Origin of the sequence: Bradyrhizobium sp., assembly GCF_052389815.1 — a bacterium.
Taxonomy (GTDB): domain Bacteria; phylum Pseudomonadota; class Alphaproteobacteria; order Rhizobiales; family Xanthobacteraceae; genus Bradyrhizobium.
The window spans coordinates 1-16,735 of sequence record NZ_JBQTHN010000086.1; the positions used below are offsets into that span (position 1 = coordinate 1).

General features: G+C 65.8%; 14 protein-coding genes. 7 read left to right on the top strand and 7 right to left on the bottom strand.

From position 1 onward, the window contains the following. Positions 1-370: NAD(P)/FAD-dependent oxidoreductase (locus ACT4OC_RS15305; protein ID WP_444839845.1), on the top strand; the 370-nt coding region annotated here is incomplete at its 5' end. A gap of 88 nt (positions 371-458) precedes the next feature. On the opposite strand, the gene ACT4OC_RS15310 is transcribed toward ACT4OC_RS15305, so the two are convergent. From ACT4OC_RS15310 to ACT4OC_RS15320, 3 genes are all read right to left on the bottom strand, one after another. Continuing rightward, positions 459-1,541, bottom strand: coding sequence for a D-TA family PLP-dependent enzyme (locus ACT4OC_RS15310; RefSeq protein ID WP_444839846.1), 1,083 nt, complete (start codon positions 1,539-1,541; stop codon positions 459-461). A gap of 117 nt (positions 1,542-1,658) precedes the next feature. Next, on the bottom strand, positions 1,659-3,473 hold the full coding sequence (locus ACT4OC_RS15315) for an ABC-F family ATP-binding cassette domain-containing protein (RefSeq protein WP_444839847.1): 1,815 nt from the start codon (positions 3,471-3,473) through the stop codon (positions 1,659-1,661). Next, positions 3,473-3,964, bottom strand: coding sequence for a YaiI/YqxD family protein (locus tag ACT4OC_RS15320; protein ID WP_444839848.1), 492 nt, complete (start codon positions 3,962-3,964; stop codon positions 3,473-3,475). Before ACT4OC_RS15320 ends, ACT4OC_RS15315 begins: the two co-directional genes overlap by 1 nt. Positions 3,965-4,083: 119 nt before the next feature. On the opposite strand from ACT4OC_RS15320, the gene ACT4OC_RS15325 reads away from it, so the two are divergent. Both ACT4OC_RS15325 and ACT4OC_RS15330 read left to right on the top strand, forming a co-directional pair. Then, positions 4,084-4,884: a hypothetical protein gene (locus ACT4OC_RS15325; protein ID WP_444839849.1), complete on the top strand. Its 801-nt coding sequence runs from the start codon at positions 4,084-4,086 to the stop codon at positions 4,882-4,884. Between the two features lie 16 nt (positions 4,885-4,900). Beyond that, complete coding sequence (locus ACT4OC_RS15330; protein WP_444839850.1) at positions 4,901-5,530, top strand: 2-hydroxychromene-2-carboxylate isomerase; 630 nt, start codon at positions 4,901-4,903, stop codon at positions 5,528-5,530. Between the two features lie 2 nt (positions 5,531-5,532). Here the strand turns inward: ACT4OC_RS15330 and ACT4OC_RS15335 are convergent, their stop codons facing one another. Next, complete coding sequence (locus tag ACT4OC_RS15335; RefSeq protein ID WP_444839851.1) at positions 5,533-6,924, bottom strand: FAD-binding oxidoreductase; 1,392 nt, start codon at positions 6,922-6,924, stop codon at positions 5,533-5,535. A 42-nt stretch (positions 6,925-6,966) separates the two neighbouring features. Then, on the bottom strand, positions 6,967-9,342 hold the full coding sequence (locus ACT4OC_RS15340; protein WP_444839852.1) for a xanthine dehydrogenase family protein molybdopterin-binding subunit: 2,376 nt from the start codon (positions 9,340-9,342) through the stop codon (positions 6,967-6,969). Between the two features lie 194 nt (positions 9,343-9,536). On the opposite strand from ACT4OC_RS15340, the gene ACT4OC_RS15345 reads away from it, so the two are divergent. Together ACT4OC_RS15345 and ACT4OC_RS15350 are read left to right on the top strand one after the other, a co-directional pair. Next, positions 9,537-10,580, top strand: a complete 1,044-nt coding sequence (locus ACT4OC_RS15345; RefSeq protein ID WP_444839853.1) for a Ppx/GppA phosphatase family protein — start codon at positions 9,537-9,539, stop codon at positions 10,578-10,580. Positions 10,581-10,726: 146 nt separating this feature from the next. Beyond that, positions 10,727-11,410, top strand: a complete 684-nt coding sequence (locus ACT4OC_RS15350) for an RlmE family RNA methyltransferase (RefSeq protein ID WP_444839854.1) — start codon at positions 10,727-10,729, stop codon at positions 11,408-11,410. 9 nt (positions 11,411-11,419) lie between these two features. Here ACT4OC_RS15350 and ACT4OC_RS15355 read toward each other — a convergent pair whose 3' ends face one another. After that, positions 11,420-12,907 (bottom strand): MFS transporter, encoded by a 1,488-nt coding sequence (locus tag ACT4OC_RS15355; RefSeq protein ID WP_444839855.1) that lies wholly within the window; start codon positions 12,905-12,907, stop codon positions 11,420-11,422. Between the two features lie 337 nt (positions 12,908-13,244). Between ACT4OC_RS15355 and guaB the strand changes: the two genes are divergently transcribed. Both guaB and ACT4OC_RS15365 read left to right on the top strand, forming a co-directional pair. After that, positions 13,245-14,759 carry an IMP dehydrogenase gene (gene guaB, locus ACT4OC_RS15360; RefSeq protein WP_444839856.1) on the top strand — a complete coding sequence of 505 codons (1,515 nt, stop codon included), beginning with the start codon at positions 13,245-13,247 and terminating at the stop codon, positions 14,757-14,759. Between the two features lie 105 nt (positions 14,760-14,864). Beyond that, positions 14,865-15,887 (top strand): NADP-dependent oxidoreductase, encoded by a 1,023-nt coding sequence (locus ACT4OC_RS15365; protein WP_444839857.1) that lies wholly within the window; start codon positions 14,865-14,867, stop codon positions 15,885-15,887. Positions 15,888-15,890: 3 nt separating this feature from the next. Here the strand turns inward: ACT4OC_RS15365 and ACT4OC_RS15370 are convergent, their stop codons facing one another. Then, a complete protein-coding gene (locus ACT4OC_RS15370) occupies positions 15,891-16,733 on the bottom strand; it encodes a metallophosphoesterase family protein (protein WP_444839858.1) in 843 nt (280 codons plus the stop codon). Between the last annotated feature and the right edge of the window lie 2 nt (positions 16,734-16,735).

The window sequence follows — 16,735 nt, forward strand, 5'->3', positions numbered from 1 at the left end:
GTCGAATTTCCTCCGCAAGGCGGCCGGCCTTTCGCCTGTTGCCATCGGGCTGCTGCAGGAAGCCGCGAAAGCATCCGGCATGTCGCTGGCGTCGATGCCATCTGCTGATCTGGCGCGGTTCATCAACGCGGTGCCGATCCGGCTCACCGGCGTCGCGCCGATCGCGCGTGCGATTTCTTCGGCGGGCGGTATCGCCTTCGAGGAACTCGATGCCGACTACATGATGCGCCGATTGCCCGGCGTATTCGCCGCGGGCGAGATGCTCGACTGGGAAGCGCCGACCGGAGGCTATCTGTTGCAGGCCTCGTTTGCGACCGGTGCTGCGGCCGGGCGGGGCGTGCTAAAGTGGCTCGAACGCCAATCAGGTTGACGTCATTGCGAGAAGCGGAGCGACGAAGCAATCCAGCTTTGGCGCGGCAAGATGGATTGCTTCGCTTCGCTCGCAATGACGGATAGACCTACCGCAGCCTCCCCCTTGCGGCGACCGGCAGCGTGCCGATGATTTCCTCGCCCCGCACCATCACGACTTCGTCCATCATGTTGACGACGACGCAGACATGGTTGGGCACGATGCGCACGACGTCGCCGACATTGGGGCGGGTGTTGCTGCGGGCCAGATCGAGGAAACCGTGTTCCTCGGCGAAGCGCGCGATCCGGGCTTCGGGGTGCTCGAGAATCAGGCCATGGCCGTCGAGCCCGCCACCGGTATCCGACGTCAGCGTCTTCGAGCCGGCATCGAGGATGCCGCGATCGGGCGCGGCGCGGCTGACCACGGTCGAATAGATGTTGAGCGCGCAATCGTCCCAGGAGGCGACGCCGGCCGCGACCTGCATGCGATCGTTGTAGATATAGGTGCCCGGCCGGTGCTCGGTGGCGCCCTTGAGCTTGCCGAGATTCTTCAGGTTCGGCGAGCCGCCGGTCGAGACCATGCCGGCGTCAAGCCCGTGCGCGCGCACGCCGGCCAGCGCCTCGTCGTAGAATTCTTGCGCTTCCGTCCAGCCAGTCTCGGTCGGGTACAGCATAAAGCCGGCGAACTTCAGTCCCTTCGAGCCGGCGATCTCGCGCGCCAGTGCGATCGCTTCGGCGGGCGTCTCGACGCCGGCACGCTTGCGCCCGGTGTCGCATTCCACCACGACGTTGAGCGTGCGTCCCGAGGCCGCGGCGGCCTTCGGCAGGTCGGCGACGACGACCGCGTTGTCTGCGGCAACCGTCATGTTCGCCTTGGCCTGCAGCGCGGCCAGCCGCGCCATCTTCTCCTCGCCGAGCAGATTGTAGCTGATCAGGATGTCGTCGATCCCGGCATCCGCCATCACTTCGGCCTCGCCGATCTTCTGGCAGGTAATGCCCCTGGCGCCGGCGGCGATCTGCATCTGCGCCAGCATCGGGCTCTTGTGGGTCTTGATGTGCGGGCGGTTGGCGAGGCCGGCTGCGTCACAGGCCGCCTGGATGCGGGCGATATTGCGCTCGACGCGGTCCATGTCGATGACCGCGCAGGGCGTGCCGTATTCGCGGGCGATCTTGGCGGCGAGCGGTATGGTCATGACTTGAACTCCGGTTGTCCCTCTCGTCATTGCGAGCGAAGCGAAGCAATCCATCATGCGGCATAACGGATAGATGGATTGCTTCGTCGCTTCGCTCCTCGCAGTGACGGCAAAAGCCTATGCCTGTTCTATTTCTTCCCGCAGGACTTCCAACTCCAGCCACCGGTCTTCCGCCGCGGCAAGTTCGGTCTGCGCGGTGGCGATGGCCGCGGAGGCCTCGTCGAACTTCCTGCGATCTTTCCGGTACAGATCGGGATCGTCAAGCAAGCGCTGCTGCTTTGCAATCTCGGCCGGCAGCTTATCGATCGTCTTGGGCAGCGTTTCCAGTGCGTGCTTTTCGTTGAAGCTCAGTCGGCGCTTTGGCGCAGACGAAGGCGCAGGGGCCCGCGCTTCCTTCTTTTCCTCTATCGCTGGCGCTGCCTTGGCGTGTTCCCGCTTCAGATCGGCGCCGCGCTGCAAGAGCATGTCGGAATAGCCGCCGGCATATTCGATCCAGCGCCCATTGCCTTCGGGCACGATCACCGACGTCACGACGCGGTCGAGGAAATCGCGGTCATGGCTGATCAGGATCACAGTCCCGTCGTAGTCGCCGAGCATCTCCTCGAGCACGTCGAGGGTTTCCAGATCGAGGTCGTTGGTCGGCTCGTCCAGCACCAGCAGGTTCGACGGCTTGGCCAGCGCGCGCGCCAGCATCAGCCGGCCGCGCTCGCCGCCGGAGAGCGCTTCCAGCGGCGTGCCGCGCTGCACCTCGGCGAACAGGAAATCCTTCATGTAACCGATGACGTGCTTCGGCTTGTCGCCGACCATGACATGATCGCCGCGGCCGCCGGTCAGCGCTTCCGCCAGCGTCGACTTGGGATCGAGGCTTTCGCGGTGCTGGTCCAGCGTCGCCATATCGATATTGGCGCCGAGGCGGATGCTGCCGCTGTCGGGTGCGATCGCACCGGTAAGCAGGTTGACCAGCGTGGTCTTGCCGGCGCCATTGGGCCCGACAATGCCGATGCGGTCGCCGCGCTGCACGCGGATGGAAAAACCGTCGACGATCCTGCGATCGCCCCACGACTTGCCGATGTTCTTGGCCTCGATCACCAGCCGCCCGGACTTTTCCGCTTCCGCCGCCACGAGGTTGGCGCCGCCGGCTGCGCCCTTGTAGGTCCGCAGCTGTTCGCGCAGCGCGCGCAGATTGCCGAGCCGCTTGACGTTGCGCTTGCGACGGCCGGAGACGCCGTAGCGCAGCCAGTGCTCCTCGTTGACGATTTTGCGGTCGAGCTTGTGCTGCTCGCGCTCTTCCTCGGCGAGCACCTCGTCGCGCCAGGCCTCGAAGGCGGCAAAGCCGCGGTCGATCTGCCGGATCTGGCCGCGGTCGAGCCAGGCGGTGGCTTGCGTCAGATCGGTGAGGAAGCGGCGGTCATGGCTGATCAGCACCAGCGCCGAGCGGCGGCCTTCGAGCTCGGCTTCCAGCCATTCGATGGTCGGGAGATCGAGATGGTTGGTCGGTTCGTCCAGCAGCAGGATGTCGGGCGAGGGCGCCAGCACGTGCGCGAGCGCCGCACGGCGCGCCTCGCCGCCGGAAATGTGCGCGGGGTCTTCCTCGCCGGTGAGGCCGAGTTGCTCGAGCAGATAGCGCGCCTGGTAGTGGTCGTCGCCGGGCCCAAGGCCGGCCTCGACATAGGCGAGCGTGGACTCGTGGTCGCCGAAATCCGGCTCCTGCGGCAGGTAGCGGATGGTGGCGCCGGGCTGCACGAAGCGGGTTCCGGTGTCGGGCTCGACCAGGCCAGCCGCGATCTTCAGCAGCGTCGACTTGCCGGATCCGTTGCGGCCGATCAGGCAGACCCGCTCATTGGCGGAAACGCTGAGCTCAACGCCGCTCAGCAGCGGCGCGCCGCCGAAGGTTAGCCTGATGTCCTTGAGCTGGATGAGGGGCGGCGCCATCAGCCTTGGCCCGAAACGCCTTGCTCGGCCGCACGGCGCTGGATGCGCCGGATGGTCTGGTCGAGCGTGGAGAGGAAGTTCGAGCGGTCGTGCGGGCCGGGAGGTTTCGGGCCGCCGGTGATCTCGCCCGACGAGCGCAAGTCCGTCATCAAGTTCCGTACCGCGAGCGCCATGCCGATGGACTGCTCGGTGAACGGCTTGCCGTTCGGCGCGATAACCTCGGCGCCGGCCTTGACGCAGCGGCTGGCCAGCGGAATGTCCGAGGTAACGACGATGTCGCAGGGGCCTGCGCGCTCCGCGATCCAGTTGTCCGCCGCGTCCATGCCGTCGCCCGCCGCGACGCGCTCGATCAGCGGATCCTGCGGGATGCGGATGAATTTCCCCGCGACGACGCTGACGGGCACGCCGAGCCGGGCCGCGACGCGGTAGATCTCGTCCTTCACCGGGCAGGCGTCGGCGTCGACATAGATGCGGGGGGCGGTATGGGTCATTGCCGCCGCGTGGTAGCTCATCACGAGGGCAATTGCGAGCAAAAGTGCTATGCCGGGAACGCGCTTGCGCCGGCGGTTTCGCAGGCTACGATTGCGGCCAGAAAAGCAGGGGAAACACCATGTCCGGCCGGCTCGAAACCTGGCGTATCCAGGCCTACAACACCGCCAAGCAATCCGAAAACAAGATGCACGACGACACCGTGGCGAAGCGCTTCGGCTTCAGCGGTGGGCTCGTGCCGGGCGTGGACGTGATGGCCTACATGATGCACATCCCGGTTGTGCGATGGGGCCGCGCCTTCCTCGATCGCGGCCTGATCGACGCGCGTTTCATCAAGCCTGTCTATGACGGCGAAATGGCCGAGGTGACAGCGGAGGGGAGCAATGACGTGCTGACGATCGAAGTGAGGAGCCGCGGCGATCTCTGCGCCACCGGCAGCGCCTCGTTGCCGGCAACGGTGCCGGCGTTCTCGCTCGCTGATTATTGCGAGGTGCCTGCGGTTGCCGAGCGCAAGCCGGTCAATGCGTCTTCCTACGAGACGGGCAAATGGCTCGGCACGACGCCGCGCCGCTGGGCCGGCGAGGCAGCCAGCGAATATCTCGCCGATATCAGGGAGACCGATCCGATCTTCGCCCGCGAAGGTTTTGGCCATCCCGGCCTGATCCAGCGCGTGATGAATCGAGTGCTGGTCGACAATGCCATTCTCGGCCCATGGATCCATGTCGGCAGCAAGATGCAGCTGCTGTCGGCTGCAAAAGCCGGCGATGAGATCACCGCGCGCGCCAAGGTCACGGCCAATTACGACAAGAAGGGCCACCGCTTCGTCGAGCTCGACGCGCTGGTGGTCGCCAACGGCACCACGCCGCTGGCGCATTGCTGGCACATCGCGATCACCCAACCGCGCGAAGAGGCGGCGGCGTAAGGAAAGTTTTCCGAACATGTCAGTCACGATCGACTACTACATCTCCCTGAATTCGCCCTGGACCTACATGGGCAGTGCGCTGCTTGCCGAAGTCGCCAAACGCAACGGCGCTGATGTCAACGTCAAGCCCGCCAAATTCGGGCCGATCTTCGAGAAGACGGGCGGGCTGCCGCTGCCGAAACGTTCGCCGGAACGGCGCGCCTATCGGCTGATGGAGCTTAAGCGCTGGCGCGAGGTGCGGGATATCCCGCTGATCCTGCAGCCGAAGAACTCCCCGAGCGACGACGCGGCGGCGACGCGCCTGGTCATCGCGGCCAAGCTGCAGGGCAAGGACGCCCACAGACTGGCGACGGAGCTAGGACGCTCGCTGTGGGAAATGGACCAGCCGCTCGGCGATCCCGCGGTGATGGCGGCAGCGGCCACGCGCGCCGGTCTCGACGCTGCGGCCGTACGCGCAGGCGGACCATCGGATGCCGAGCTCGATGAGCTGTATGAACGATACACCCAGGAAGCGCTGGCGGCCGGCGTGTTCGGCGCGCCGAGCTACGTTCTGCCTTCGGGAGAGTTCTTCTGGGGCCAGGACCGGCTGGAGCTGCTGGAGCGCGCGCTGAAGATGCTGCGCCAGCCGCAGGCTGCGTCGGCGTGAGCTTAGACCGTGAAGATGCGGCCAGGATTGAGGATGTGATGCGGGTCCAGCGCGCGCTTGAGCGTGCGCATGGTTTCGATCTCCTCCTCGGTGCGGCTGAGCTTCAGGTACGGCCGCTTCAGGATGCCGATGCCGTGCTCGGCCGAGATGGAGCCGGCGAAATCGCCGGTGATGCCGTAAACGAGCTTTGAGATCTCTTCGGTGCGGTCGACGGTCGGCGGATATTTGACGTTGACGTGCAGATTGCCGTCGCCGGCGTGGCCAAAGACGATCGCATAGGCGTCCTTGTCGATCTTTTTCGCCTCTTCCTTGATCCTGTCGGCAAAGGCCTCCATCCTCTCGATGGCAAGGCTGATGTCGAAGCCGACGCCGTTGGGGCCGATCGCGCGGCCCAGCTCGACGGAGGAATCGCGGATGTTCCAGATCGCTGCGGCTGCGGCGCCCGAGCTTGCGATCGTCGCATCGCCGATGATGTCGTCCTCCAGCGCCTTCTCCAGCATATCCTCCAGGTCGCTGCGGATGCGCTCGGCGTCGCTGCCGCAGGATTCCAGCAATACGTAGAACGGATGGTTTGTCGGCAGCGGCGCCGCCACGCCCTTCACGAGTTCGGTGGTCAGGCGGTAGTACTCGTTCCACATCACCTCGAAGGCGGTGAGGTCGCCGCCGAGTCGCGTGCGCGCCAGCGCCAGCAGCGCGCGCACCTTGTCGAAGCTCGACAGCGCGCACAGCGCCACCTGCTGCTCGGCCGGCGCCGGAAAGATCCGCAGCGCCGCGCGCGTCACCACGCCGAGCGTTCCCTCGGTGCCGACGAATAGCTGCTTGAGGTCGATGCCGGTGTTGTTCTTGATGTATTTGCGCACGCCCCTGAGGATGGTTCCGTCGGCGAGTACCGCCTCCAGACCCAGCACGAGATCGCGCGTCATGCCGTAGCGGATGACGCGGTTGCCGCCGGCATTGGTCGAGATGTTGCCGCCGATGGTGCAGCTGCCGCGGGCGCCGAGATCGAGCGGGAACATGAAGCCGTCCTGTCCGACGCGCTCTTGCAGCCGTTGCAGGGGTACGCCGGCCTGGGTGATGACGACCCCGCCTCCGGTATCGACCTCCTCGATTGCGTTCATGCGCTCCATCGACAGTACGATCTCGCCCGCCTGGGGCATGGTGGCGCGTACGAGGCCGGTCATGCCGCCCTGGGTCGTGACCGGCACGCGCGCCAGGTGACAAAGCCGCAGGAACGTCGAGACGTCCTCGGTGCTGCGCGGGCGCATCACCGCGAGCGGCGGGGCGACGGGCACGCCCGCCATGTCGGTGTGATAGCGCGCGTCGATGTCGCTGCCGGTCAGAACCGTGGTGGCGTCGAATACCGAGCGGAGCTCGTCGATGATGGCGGCGGACACTGGAGCGGCTCCGTTTCTGTCGCGGTGCAGAATGAGGGCGAGTTACGCTGCGTTCACCTTCTCTGCATTCCGGATCGCGCGCCACACCTTTTCCGGCGTCAGCGGCATGTTGATCTCCTTGATGCCGTACTCGGACAGCGCATCCAGCACCGCGTTGACGATGACGCAAAGGCTGCCGGCGCAGCCGGCCTCGCCGCACCCCTTGGTGCCGAGCGGGTTGGTCTTCGCCGGCGAGGGGTGGTCGCCGATCCCCATCAGCGGAATGTCCTCGGCGCGCGGCAGCGCATAATCCATGAACGAGCCGGTGATGGGTTGGCCGGAGGAATCGTAATTCACTTCCTCCATCAGCGCTTGTCCAATGCCTTGCGCGACGCCGCCATGCAGCTGGCCGGCGACGATCATCGGATTGACCACCGTCCCGAAATCGTTGACCGCGTTGTAGCGCACGATCTGCACCACGCCGGTGTCGGGATCGATCTCGACCTCGGCGACGTGGCAGCCGTTCGGGAAGGTCGAGACGATCTCCTTGGTGGCGTGGTCGACGTCGAGCGAGGAGGGCGTCCCCTCAGGCACCTTGCCCTCGCGCAGCCGCTGCGCCAGCTCCATGATGCCGATCGAGCGGTCGGTGCCGGCGATGGTGAAGCGGCCGCCGGCAAATTCGATGTCGCCCTCGGATGCCTCCAGTGCCTGGGCGGCCGCCCTTTTGCCCTTGTCGACGACCAGCGCGGATGCTTCGACGATCGCCTGGCCCGATGCGGTGATCGAGCGCGAGCCGCCGGTGCCACTGCCGAAGCGCACGAGGTCGCTGTCGTTCTGCTCCAGCGTGATCTTCTCGAAGGGCACGCCGAGCTGCGCCGACAGCACCTGCGCGAACGGCGTGGCGTGGCCCTGGCCGTAATCGAGCGTGCCGGTGGTGAGCTTCACCGTGCCCTCGGGCTCGAAGGTGATCTTGCCGAGCTCGCCGCTCGGCGGCGCGGTGACTTCGAGATAGGAGCCGACGGCGATGCCGCGCAGCCTGCCGCGCTTCCTGCTGTCCTTCTTGCGCTTGGCAAAGTTGGCGTGGTCGGAAATCTCCAGCGCCTTGGCGAACACGCCGGCGAAATCGCCGCTGTCATAGGTGACGCCCGACGCCGCCGGGAACGGCAGCTGCGCCGGCTTGATGAAATTGCGCTTGCGCAGGGTGAGGCGGTTGAGGCCCATCTCGTCCGCGGCGCGGTCGATCAGCCGCTCCATGTAATAGTTGGCCTCCGGCCGGCCGGCGCCGCGATAGGCGCCCATCAGCGTCGTATTTGTAAGCACCGTCTTGATGTCGACGCCGAGCAGCGGCGTGCGGTAGACACTGGCGAGGTTCTTGCCCGTGTTGAGCGAGAGCGGACCCGGTGCGACGCCGGTGATGTAGGCACCGAGATTGCCGTAGCCGGAAAGGCGCACGGCGAGGAAGTGGCCTTCCGCGTCCAGCGCCAGCTCGGCATGGATCAGCTGCGCGCGGCCGTGGCTGTCGGAGAGGAAACTGGTCGAGCGTTCGTCGGTCCACTTCACGGGACGGCCGAGCGCTTTCGCCGCATGCAGGATGCAAACGTACTCGGGATAGCTGACGTTCTTCATCCCGAAGGAGCCGCCGACATTCGCGGTGAGGATCCGCACCTTGTCGTTCGGCACGTTGAGGATTTTGGCGAGCGTCACCTTGTTGCCGGAAACGCCTTGCGTCGGCACCTGCAGCGTATAGCGTTCGGACTTCTTGTCGTAATGCGCGAGCGCCACTCGCGGCTCCATCGATACCACGGCGACGCGGGTGTTGACGATGTCGAGTTTCGTCACATGCGCCGCCGCAGCGAAGGCCGCGTCGATTTTCGCGGCATCGCCATAGTGATAGTCGAGCGCGACGTTGTTCGGGATATGGTCGTAAAGCTGCGGCGCGCCGGGTTTGGCAGCTTCGGCCGGATTGGTGACGGCGGGCAGGGGCTCGATGTCGACTTCGACGGCTTCGCCGGCATCGCGCGCCTGCGCCAGCGTTTCCGCCACCACGACGGCGACGGGATCGCCGACAAAGCGTACCTTGTCGGCGGCGAGCGCCGGGCGGTTGGTTTGCAGCAGGGGCGTGCCGTCGCGGCTTTTCAGCGGCAGGCCGCAGGTGAAGGGGCTGTAGTTCGCCGCAGCCAGATCCGCGCCGGTCCAGACGCCAAGCACGCCCGGCATCGCCTTCGCGGCGGCGGTGTCGATGCCCTTGATGAGGCCATGGGCATGGCTGGAACGGACGATCCAGGCATAGGCTTGGCCGGGCAGGCTGAAGTCGTCGGTATACTTGCCCTTGCCGCGGACCAGCGTGTCGTCCTCCTTGCGGCGGACCGGCTGGCCGACACCGTATTTTTGCAGTGCAATAGCGTTCTCGATGGACGACTTCGACGGTTGGTCTTGCATTGAAATGACCTGAAATGGAGTGATTTTGCCCGGGTTCCGCGGGCTTTTTGGACCAGATAACGCACCCGGAGCGGGACGACAACGCACGAATGGGCATGGTCGTTGTGATGGATTGCACCAGAAATCGGCGCTGCTAAGGTTTCGCCGAACAGTAATTCCATGACGGCCCGGATGGGCCTGCTGAAAGACATTTGATGGACGACCAAATGCGGCTTCGCGACGGCCATGCGCCTCGCGGAGGCCCGACCGGGTCGGCTGCGGCAGCGGTGGACGGCGCCGTCTACGCGGCGCTCGACCTCGGCACCAACAATTGCCGGCTGCTGATCGCCTGTCCCACAGGCGACGGGTTCCGCGTGGTCGATTCCTTCTCGCGCATCATTCGCCTCGGCGAGGGCATTTCCTCCACCGGGGCGATCAGCGACGCGGCGATGGAACGGGCCATCGCGGCGCTGTCGATCTGCAGCGACAAGATCAGGTATCGCAAGGCGCGCCGGCTGCGGCTGATTGCGACCGAGGCCTGCCGCGCCGCCGAGAATGCCGACCATTTCCGCCGGCGCGTCGCGGCCGAGACTGGCATCAAGCTGGAGGTGATCGACCGCGAGACCGAGGCGACGCTCGCCGTCATCGGCTGCTCGCCGCTGCTCGATTCCAGGGGCCGCGGCGCCATTCTGTTCGACATCGGCGGCGGTTCCACCGAGCTGGTGCGGATCGAGCGCGATCCGGACACGCCAGGCGCAGCGCCTGCGATCAAGGGGTGGATGTCGATCCCGCTCGGCGTGGTGTCGATTGCCGAGCATTTCGGTGGGCGCGATGTCACGCCGCAATCCTATGCGCGGATGGTGGAGGAGGTCGCGCAGTATGTCGCGCCGTTTGCCGCCGAGCACGGCCGGGATTTGCGCGATATGCACATGCTCGGCACCTCCGGCACCGTCACGACGCTCGCCGGCGTGCACCTCAACCTCTCGCGCTACGACCGCCGCCGGATCGACGGCATCTGGATGAGCGATGCGGATATTTCCGCGACCGTCGCCAGGCTTCTCGGCATGAATTACGAGGAGCGCGTCGCCAACAATTGCATCAGCGTCGAGCGGGCCGATCTGGTGCTGGCGGGCTGCGCCATCCTGGATGCCATCCGCAACGCCTTCCCGATGCCTCGCTTGCGGGTCGCCGACCGCGGTCTGCGCGAGGGCATGCTGGTCGGGATGATGCGCGAGGACGGCGTGCTCAAGGCGTGCTAGGCACTCTCTCTTGGTGGCTTCATCCTTCGAGACGCGCGCAGGAGCGCGCTCCTCAGGATGAGGTCTGCCAGACCCTCATGGTGAGGAGCGCGGCGACGCCGCGCGTCTCGAACCACGAGGCCGTGATACATCAGGCGACTTTGAATATGGCGAAAGACACCACCGGGCGGCTGCATGTCCAGGTCAAGACCGGCGGCAAGCGCAAGCTGTCCTCAAAACTCTGGCTGGAGCGTCAGCTCAACGATCCCTACGTCGCCAAGGCGAAGCGCGAGGGATATCGCTCGCGTGCGGCCTTCAAGCTGATCGAGATCGACGACAAGTACCGCTTTCTCAAGTCCGGCATGACTGTGGTCGACCTCGGCGCCGCCCCCGGCGGCTGGAGCCAGATCGCGGCCAAGCGCGTCGGCTCGCCCGAGAAGGGCAAGGTGATCGCGATCGACCTTCTGGAGATGGGCGAAATTCCAGGCGTCACCTTTGCGCAGATGGATTTCCTCGATGCCGATGCACCGGACAAGCTGCTCGCCATGATGGGCGGCCGCGCCGACGTCGTGATGTCCGACATGGCCGCCAACACCACCGGCCATCGCAAGACCGACCAGCTGCGCATCGTCGGCCTCGTCGAGGCGGCGGCGCAGTTTGCGGGCGAGGTGCTCAATCCCGGCGGCACGTTCCTGGCCAAGGTGTTCCAGAGCGGGGCGGACGCTGAGCTGCTTGCGCAGCTGAAGCGCGATTTTTCCAGCGTGCGCCATGTGAAACCGGCCTCCAGCCGGCAGGATTCCTCCGAGCGCTACGTGCTGGCGGCGGGCTTTCGCGGTCAGCCCAGCCGCTGATCCCCAGGGTCAGCCGAGTCGCTGATCCCTGGCGTCCTGGGTCTCTCCGGAGGCCGCCTTGACCGCCGCGCCCGCCATCGCACTCGCCTCGCCCTTGCGGCTGGAAACCTCGATCGACTTGCGGCCGGAAATCTCGTGGCCGGCATCGTCGGGCATCTGCCAGAAGAACCAGGCCGACGCCGCCGAGATGATGGAGACCACGATGAAGGCCGGCGCGAACATGGTGGCGTCGAGCTCGGTGGCGTGGCGCCACCACATCGTCGTTTCCACCGAGAAGGCGCCGACGGCTACGCCCGCCGAAATCGCCAGCTGCTGGTTGACGCTCACAAGCGTGGCGGCGCGGCTCATCTGCGCCGGCTCGACTTCCGCATAGGCCACGGTGTTGATCGCCGTGAATTCCAGCGAGCGGAAGAAGCCGCCGACCACCAGGATGATCATGATCAGGAGCAGCGGCGTGTGGATGGTGAACAGGGCGCAGGCCGCGAGGAAGACGGTGCTGATCAGCGCGTTCGCCGTCATCATGTTGCGGAAGCCGAAGGCGCGGATGATCCGCGCGGCCAGCGTCTTCATTCCCATGGCGCCGACGGCTGACGCAAAGGTCACGAGACCCGACTGGAACGGCGACAGGCCGAAACCGACCTGCATCAGGAGCGGCAGCAGGAAGGGCAGCGCGCCGATGCCGAGCCGGAACAGGAAGCCGCCGATGATGGCCGCGCGCAGCGTCGGCAGCCGCAGCATCGAGAAATCCAGCACCGGCGAGCCGGTGCGCCGCGCGTGCATCACATAGAGCGTCATCGAGATCGAGCCGATGCCGACCAGCGCCGCAACCACCGTCCACGACAGCAGGTTGAGCCCTGCGACCGACAGGCCGAAGGCGATCCCGGCAAGCCCGATGCCGGCGAGCACGAGGCCATAGAGATCGAACGGCTCGGGATCCTCGCTCCTGATCGGGTCGATGTATTTCAGCGCGAGAAAGATGCCGAGCAGCCCGATCGGTATGTTGATCAGGAATATCCAGTGCCAGGAAAGATAGGTGGTGATGAAGCCGCCGAGCGGCGGGCCGATTACCGGGCCTATCAGCGCCGGGATCGTCACCCAGGCCATGGCGCTGACCAGCGCGCTCTTGTCGATCGAGCGCAGCAGCACCAGCCGCCCGACCGGTGTCATCATGGCGCCGCCGAGGCCCTGCAGGATGCGCGCGATCACGAAATGCGTGATCGACTGCGACAGCGCGCAGCCGATCGAGCCCAGCATGAAGACGCCTACCGCGACGGCAAACACCAGCCGCGCGCCAAAACGGTCGGCGGTCCAGCCGCTCGCCGGAATGAACACCGCAAGCGACAGCAGATAGGACGTGATCGCCAGCTTCAGCGTCAGCGGGCTGGTGCCGATATCGGCGGCGATCGCCGGAAGCGATGTCGCAATCACCGTCGAGTCCATGTTTTCCATGAACAGGGCCGTGGCGACGATGAGCGGGATGAGGCGCTGCTTGTCCATGGGGATGTGGGACGGGAGGCCGGTGGGTCAGGTCGGGCTGTATCATCCAGTTGACACGGAGGCCATTGCACAAGCCCGTGGCATGCCTAAATCCTGCGTGACGTGTGTGTCGCTCGGGCCGCTTCGGTCCGCCGGTGACGGGCGCCGTAGGCGCCCAGCCGGTCACAAAAACCTGTGCATGGCAGCCAAACGCTTTGATTCGGCTGAAGGCCATGCTAGGGACCACCGTCAACCCCACCGATGGGCTTCGATTCGAGGGCCGTGCCGCAAGGCTCAGCCGAGGGCGACGTTCATCCCCAGAAGGTTCGCGGCGCCGCGCCGCCGAAAGGAGTTGGCAATGGCCATGGCCCAAGGTTCTAACCTGAGCGGCAATCACGCGATCCGCGAAGCGTTCACGTTCGACGACGTCCTGCTCAAGCCCGGCCTTTCCGACGTCCTGCCCTCCGACGTCGATATTCGCTCCCAGGTCACCCGCGCCATTCCCCTTAATATCCCGATCATGGCATCCGCGATGGACACCGTGACCGAAGCCCGCATGGCGATCGCCATGGCGCAGGCTGGCGGCGTCGGCGTCATTCACCGCAACTTCGATGCCGAGGGGCAGGCGGCGCAAGTGCGGCAGGTGAAGAAGTTCGAATCCGGCATGGTGGTCAACCCGCTGACCATCGCACCAGAAGCGACGCTCGCCGATGCGCTGGCGCTGATGAAGGACCACGGCATCTCCGGCATTCCCGTGGTGACGGGTGGCGTCAGCGGCAAGAAGGCCGGCAAGCTGGTCGGCGTTCTCACCAACCGAGACGTGCGCTTTGCGACCGATCCGAATCAGAAGGTCTCGGAGTTGATGACGCACGAGAACCTCGTCACGGTGCGCGAGGGCGTCAGCCAGGACGAGGCGAAGCGGATGCTGCACCAGCACCGCATCGAGAAGCTTCTGGTCGTCGACGACCAGTATCGTTGCGTCGGCCTGATCACTGTCAAGGACATGGAGAAGGCGGTTGCCCATCCGCTTGCCTGCAAGGACGCACAGGGCAGGCTCCGCGTCGCAGCCGCAACCACCGTCGGCGAGGGCGGTTTCGAGCGCACCGAGCGGCTGATCGACGCCGGGGTCGACCTCGTCGTGGTCGACACTGCGCACGGCCATTCCTCGCGCGTACTGGATGCGGTGAACCGCATCAAGCGGCTCTCCAACGCCGTGCAGGTGATCGCCGGCAACATTGCGACCAGGGAAGGCGCTCAGGCGCTGATCGACGCGGGCGCCGACGCGATCAAGGTCGGCATCGGTCCGGGCTCGATCTGCACCACGCGCATCGTCGCCGGCGTCGGCGTGCCGCAGCTCACCGCCATCATGGATGCAGTAGAAGCGGCGAAGAAGGCCAGCGTGCCCGTGATTGCCGACGGCGGCATCAAATATTCCGGCGACCTTGCGAAAGCGCTCGCCGCCGGCGCCGATGTCGCGATGGTGGGCTCGCTGCTCGCCGGTACCGACGAGACGCCGGGCGAAGTGTTTTTGTGGCAGGGCCGCTCTTACAAGGCCTATCGCGGCATGGGCTCGGTCGGGGCAATGGCGCGCGGCTCGGCCGACCGCTATTTCCAGCAGGACATCAAGGACACGCTGAAGCTCGTGCCCGAGGGTATCGAGGGCCAGGTGCCCTACAAGGGTCCGGTCGGCAACGTCATGCACCAGCTTGCTGGCGGCCTGCGCGCCGCGATGGGTTATGTCGGTGCGCGCGATCTCGCCGAATTCCACGACAAAGCACAGTTCGTGCGCATCACCGGCGCGGGCCTGCGCGAAAGCCACGTCCACGACGTCACCATCACGCGCGAATCCCCGAACTATCCGGGCGGGGTGTAAAGCCGTCATTGCGAGGAGCAAAGCGACGAAGCAATCCAGTTGACACAGCTGGATTGCTTCGCTTCGCTCGCAATGACGAACAATAACAATCAGAGGAGACATCCCATGTCCCAGGGCAAACGCGTCGTGCTGGCTTCCCGCCCCGCTGGTGAGCCGAAGCCGTCCGACTTCCGTATCGAGGAATATGCCGTGCCGGCGCCCGGGCCGGGCGAGGTGCTGCTGCGCACGATCTGGCTCTCGCTCGATCCCTATATGCGCGGGCGGATGAGCGAAGGGCCCTCCTACGCGCAGCCGGTGCCGATCAACGGCGTGATGGAGGGCGGCACGGTGAGCGAGGTCGCGGCCTCCAGCAACCCGGCCTTTGCAAAGGGCGATATCGTGCTGTCGCGCGCGGGCTGGCAGACGCACGCGATTTCCAACGGGCAGGGGCTCGCGAAAATCGATCCGACGATCGCGCCGATTTCCACCGCCGTCGGTGTACTCGGCATGCCCGGCATGACCGCCTATACGGGCCTGCTCGACATCGGCAAGCCGCAAGCCGGCGAGACCGTGGTCGTCGCTGCCGCCTCCGGCGCGGTGGGCTCCGCGGTCGGCCAGATCGCGAAGATCAAGGGCGCGCGGGCGATCGGCATCGCCGGAGGCAAGGACAAGTGCGACTACGTCAAGCGCGAGCTTGGTTTCGACGATTGCCTCGATCATCGCGATCCAGATCTCGCAGCCAAATTGAAGGCGGCATGCCCGAAAGGCATCGACGTCTATTTCGAGAACGTCGGCGGCAAGGTGTTCGAGGCCGTGTTCCCGCTGCTTAACGCGTTCGCGCGCATCCCGGTGTGCGGCTTGATCTCGGAATACAACAATTTCGGCGAGACCAGCCCGAAGTGGGCCGGCGCGCTGATGCGCGCGGTGCTGGTCAAGCGGCTCACCATCCGCGGCTTCATCGTTTCCGATTTCGCCGCGCGCCACGGCGACTTCCTGCGCGACATGTCGCAATGGTTCCGCGAGGGCAAGCTCAAGCACAGGGAGTTCGTCACCGAGGGTCTCGACAGCGCGCCGGCAGCCTTCATGGGCCTCCTGAAGGGCGCCAATTTCGGCAAGCAGCTGGTGCGCGTCGGGCCGGACAAGGCGTAGCGATCAGCCTTTCGCCAGCGCAAACAGCTCGTCCATGCCGACATCGACCTGGCCGGGCGCGCGCACGAAACGGACCTCGAGACTGTCCGGTCTGAAGCGGTACTCCACGAGCCCGGTTTCCTTGATGCCGATCACTTCCTGCTTGGTATCCGGGATGACGAATCCGGCCGACGGCGCCCAGACGTGGCGGGTGCGGCCATAGGTGAAATCGCGGCGCTGATGCACGTGGCCGCTGGCGATGAGGCGCACGTCGTGCGCGCCGAGCATCGTCACGAGCTGCGCGCGCACCGGTTGCGGCACATAGCGGATGGCGGTGTCCTCCGTTTCCGGATCCTCGGGCGTCTGCAGGAACAGCGGCTTGTGCAGGAACAGCGCGACTGGCTTGCCGTTCGCGGCCGAGAGCTGCGCGACGAGCCAGTCCATCTGCTCGGGCTCGCTCGGCAGCCCGGTGTTCATGATCAGCGAGTTGAGCCCGATGAAGCGCCAGCCTGCAGCCTCGAACCGCCAGCGGTCTTCGGCGAAAACGTCTACGAAGGCGGTGCGGTCGTTTTCGTTGGCCGCAAGCGAGGGTGGCTTGCCGACCACGGTCGGGTTGTCGCCGATATCGTGATTGCCGGGCAGGTAGCGGCAGTTCACCGGCAGGGCCGCGTGCAACTCCTTCGCGTAAGTGAGATCGTCGCGGCTGGTCGGGCCGTCCCACGACACGTCGCCGCTGTTGATGACGAGGTCGGGCCTGACGGCATCGATATGCTCGCTGACGCGGTGGAAATTCTCGGTCAGCCTGGCGAAGCGGGCGGAACGGGAGAGGTGGGTGTCGGAAATCTGGGTCAGGCGAAATTCAGTCATTG

What these genes read in the sequence shown, in the direction of transcription:
- ACT4OC_RS15310 (WP_444839846.1), bottom strand. Translation starts at nt 1,541, where the DNA reads ATGACCATACCGCTCGCCGCCAAGATCGCCCGCGAATACGGCACGCCC.
- ACT4OC_RS15365 (WP_444839857.1), top strand. Translation starts at nt 14,865, where the DNA reads ATGTCCCAGGGCAAACGCGTCGTGCTGGCTTCCCGCCCCGCTGGTGAG.
- ACT4OC_RS15355 (WP_444839855.1), bottom strand. Translation starts at nt 12,907, where the DNA reads ATGGACAAGCAGCGCCTCATCCCGCTCATCGTCGCCACGGCCCTGTTC.
- ACT4OC_RS15345 (WP_444839853.1), top strand. Translation starts at nt 9,537, where the DNA reads ATGGACGACCAAATGCGGCTTCGCGACGGCCATGCGCCTCGCGGAGGC.
- guaB (WP_444839856.1), top strand. Translation starts at nt 13,245, where the DNA reads ATGGCCATGGCCCAAGGTTCTAACCTGAGCGGCAATCACGCGATCCGC.
- ACT4OC_RS15340 (WP_444839852.1), bottom strand. Translation starts at nt 9,342, where the DNA reads ATGCAAGACCAACCGTCGAAGTCGTCCATCGAGAACGCTATTGCACTG.
- ACT4OC_RS15330 (WP_444839850.1), top strand. Translation starts at nt 4,901, where the DNA reads ATGTCAGTCACGATCGACTACTACATCTCCCTGAATTCGCCCTGGACC.
- ACT4OC_RS15315 (WP_444839847.1), bottom strand. Translation starts at nt 3,473, where the DNA reads ATGGCGCCGCCCCTCATCCAGCTCAAGGACATCAGGCTAACCTTCGGC.
- ACT4OC_RS15370 (WP_444839858.1), bottom strand. Translation starts at nt 16,733, where the DNA reads ATGACTGAATTTCGCCTGACCCAGATTTCCGACACCCACCTCTCCCGT.
- ACT4OC_RS15320 (WP_444839848.1), bottom strand. Translation starts at nt 3,964, where the DNA reads ATGACCCATACCGCCCCCCGCATCTATGTCGACGCCGACGCCTGCCCG.
- ACT4OC_RS15325 (WP_444839849.1), top strand. Translation starts at nt 4,084, where the DNA reads ATGTCCGGCCGGCTCGAAACCTGGCGTATCCAGGCCTACAACACCGCC.
- ACT4OC_RS15350 (WP_444839854.1), top strand. Translation starts at nt 10,727, where the DNA reads ATGGCGAAAGACACCACCGGGCGGCTGCATGTCCAGGTCAAGACCGGC.